The organism is Agromyces sp. P1_H4 (assembly GCF_056405255.1).
This window is the reverse complement of record NZ_JBFUCL010000393.1, coordinates 1-3219: the sequence shown is the minus strand read 5'-3', so window position 1 is coordinate 3219 and position 3219 is coordinate 1. Positions and strand designations below refer to the sequence as shown.

Genomic DNA, 3219 nt, shown 5'->3' with positions numbered 1-3219 from the left:
CCGCAGGGCGAACGCGATCACGAGCACGACCGCGGCGACGGTCGCGGGGATCCAGACCTCGACACCCGAGACGAGCAGCGGCACGAGCAGCGCGAGCGTGGCCACGGCGACCCAGAAGAGCACGCGGTCGTCGGGTGGGCTCGCCGTCTCTGGCTCGAACCGGGCGAGCAGCTGTCGCGGCCGCGTCGCGAAGATGACGAGGGCGGTGACGGCGATCGCCACCGCCGCGGGCGCGGCGGCCAGCGCGGCGAACTGCACCGGATGCAGGCCGAGCTGTTCCGCGGCGAGCAGGTTCGTCAGGTTCGAGACGGGCAGCAGCAGGGAGCCCGTGTTCGCGATCCACACCGTGGTGAGCGCGAACGGGATCGGCGAGATACGTGCATGCGCCGCGAGCGCCACGACGACCGGTGTGAGCAGCACGGCCGTGGTGTCGAGCGAGAGGAAGATCGTCGAGGCCGTCGCGAGCACCAGCACGAGCAGCCAGAGCACGATCGCACGACCCCGGGCGAGCGCGGCGAGCCGCTCGGCGATCACCCGGAAGAGGCCGGCCTCGGCGGCGAGCTCGGCCACGACGGTGACCGCCACCACGAACCCGAGGATCGGCAGCACGCGCGCGGCGAGCTCGGCGATCGCCTCGGGCGTGAGCACGCCGGCGAGCGCCGCCACGGCCCCGACCGCCAGCAGCACTCCCCCGACGATCGCGATGCGCACCGCACGACGTTACCTCGGGCAGCGGCCGCTCGACGACGAGGCGCCGACCMGCGGCATCCGCTCGACTCCCGTCGGCCGCCCGCGGGTCCGCTCGATCGCGGCATCCGCTGGCCCGGGCCGTCAGCTCGCCTCGGGGATCGGCTCCTTCGGGAGCTTGCGCACCTTCGCCCGACGCCGCCGCCGCTCGGGGATCATCGAGCGCATCTCCTCGAGGCGGCCGAAGCAGAGCAGCCGGTCCTCGCCCTCGAGCACCACGCCCTTGCGCGGGTTGGGGATGACGGTCGTGCCGCGGTGGAGCGTGAGCACCGTGATGTCGCGCTCCCACAGGCCCGACTCGCCGAGGGTCGTGCCCACGAGGTCGGCGTTGCCGTGCACKAGGAGCTCGGCGACGCCGTAGCCCGTCGAGACGGTGAGCCGCTGGCGCACGTCGATCTCGGGGAACGCCACCTGGTTCGCGATGTAGTCGATGATGGCGCCCGCGACGTCGAGCTTGGTGGCCGTCTCGATGCCCTGCAGGCCCGGCGACGAGTTGACCTCCATGACGAGCGGCCCCTCGTTGCCCTCGAGCATGTCGACGCCCGCGACCTTCAGGCCCATGATCTGCGCCGAGCGCACCGCCGCCTGCTCGTACTCGGGCGCGAGCTCGACCGGCTCGACGGTGCCGCCGCGGTGCACGTTCGAGCGGAACTCGTCGCCGCTGGCCACCCGCCGCATGGCGGCGACGACACGATCGCCGACCACGAGGGCACGGATGTCGCGGCCACGGCTCTCCTTGATGAACCGCTGGATGAGCACGTTCTGCTTCGTGGAGTGCAGGGTCTCGATGATGGCCTCGGCGACCTTCACCTCGGGAGCCAGGATGACGCCGATGCCCTGCGTGCCCTCGAGGAGCTTGATGACGACGGGCGCGCCGCCGACCTGCTCGATCGCAGGGCGCACGTCGGCGCGGTTGCGCACGAAGGCGGTCGCCGGCATGCCGATGTTGTGCCGCGAGAGGATCTGGTTGGCGCGGAGCTTGTCGCGCGCGTTGGTGATGCCGTTCGCGGTGTTCGGCGTGTAGACGTCCATCTGCTCGAACTGGCGCACCACGGCCGTGCCGAAGTAGGTGATCGAGTTGCCGATGCGCGGCAGGATGGCGTCGTAGTCGCTCAGCCGCCGGCCGCGGTATTGCAGGTCGGGCTCGGTGCCCGACAGGTCGATGCCGAAACGCAGCGTGTTGAGCACCTTCACGTCGTGGCCGCGCTGCTGGGCGGCGGTGCGCAGCCGCTGCGTGGAGTACGCCTGCGGGGCGCGCGAGAGGATCGCAAGTTTCATCGTTGAGCCCCTGAGAAGATGGTCGAGTGACAGAGCCCCCCTATTCAAGCACCATCGTCGGATGGCGCGAATGGGTGACCCTGCCCGGCGCGGGCGTCCCCTGGATCAAGGCCAAGATCGACACCGGCGCGCGCACCTCGTCGCTGCACGCGTTCGACGTCGAGGAGTTCCGGCGCGACGACGGCGCCGATGCGGTGCGCTTCGGAGTGCGGCCGTGGCAGGACAGCGACGAGGACGCCGTGGTCGTCGAGTGCCCCGTGCACGACCGTCGAACGGTGCGCAGCTCGTCGGGTCACACCGAGGAGCGGATCGTCGTACTCATGGACGTGACGCTGCACGGCCGCATGATGAGCGCCGAGATCACGCTCACCAACCGCGACGAGATGGGCTTCCGCATGCTCATCGGGCGCGAGGCGCTCCGCAACGGGTTCCTCGTCTCGCCCGGCGAGTCGTTCCTCGGGGGCCGCGCCCCGCGCCCGGTGCGCCGCCTCAACCGCGGGCGCTAGCCCGAGCGGCGCATCACTCGCAGCCGCGGCGGACCGGCCGCTAGATCACGCCGTCGGAGATCGTCGTCGGGTTGCCGAAGCGGTGGTTCGTGATCGAGATCGCCTGCTCGTGCAGGAACGGCAGCAGCTCGACGCGGCCCGAGGGCGTCACGGGGTGCGACCACACCGCGACATCCGGAGTGCCGCCGAGCGCCCGGGCGAGTGCCGAGGCGTCGCCGCCCACGAGGCGCACGCGGGATGCCCCGACGCCCTGCTTCCCGACGCGGGCGAGCCATTCGCCATCGCCCTCGCGGACGACGCGGATGTCGCGGGACCCGAGGATGGTGCGCACGGCCTTCGGCAGCTCGACCGCGGTCGACACCGTGAGCGGCGCCTTGGCGAGCAGGCCCGCGGCGATGACGCGCAGCCCCTCGCCGAGGGTCGCCGCCTCGCCGATGCGAACGGCGACGGGCAGGGCCCGGTAGCGGAACAGGTTCCGCTCGACGCCGACACCGGAGACGTCCTTCACCGCGCCGTACTCCTCGGCCCAGGCGACCTCGTCCGAGAGGGCCGAACGCCGCAGCAGGTCGAACGACTCGTAGTCGAGCGCCGACTGCGACGCCTCGATGAGCTCGGAGACCCGCTTCTCGAGGCCGCGCAGGTGCAGGGTGGTCGAGGAGGCGCCGTGCTCGGGCATCCACTCGCCGAG

The 3219-nt window shown here is 71.8% G+C and carries 3 protein-coding genes and 1 pseudogene; 1 reads left to right on the top strand and 3 read right to left on the bottom strand.

The annotated features are described in order from the left end of the window. Positions 1-711 (bottom strand): SLC13 family permease (locus AC1DY2_RS17735; RefSeq protein WP_476763607.1); only part of this gene is annotated, 711 nt, incomplete at its 3' end. A 120-nt stretch (positions 712-831) separates the two neighbouring features. Continuing rightward, the gene (locus AC1DY2_RS17730; protein ID WP_476763606.1) at positions 832-2025 is read right to left on the bottom strand and encodes a RimK family alpha-L-glutamate ligase; all 1194 of its coding nucleotides are present in this window, start codon (positions 2023-2025) and stop codon (positions 832-834) included. Between the two features lie 26 nt (positions 2026-2051). Between AC1DY2_RS17730 and AC1DY2_RS17725 the strand changes: the two genes are divergently transcribed. Beyond that, positions 2052-2531, top strand: a complete 480-nt coding sequence (locus AC1DY2_RS17725; RefSeq protein ID WP_476763605.1) for an ATP-dependent zinc protease family protein — start codon at positions 2052-2054, stop codon at positions 2529-2531. A gap of 40 nt (positions 2532-2571) precedes the next feature. On the opposite strand, the pseudogene AC1DY2_RS17720 reads toward AC1DY2_RS17725, so the two are convergent. Then, positions 2572-3219, bottom strand: a pseudogene (locus tag AC1DY2_RS17720) (1-pyrroline-5-carboxylate dehydrogenase); the annotation flags it as partial.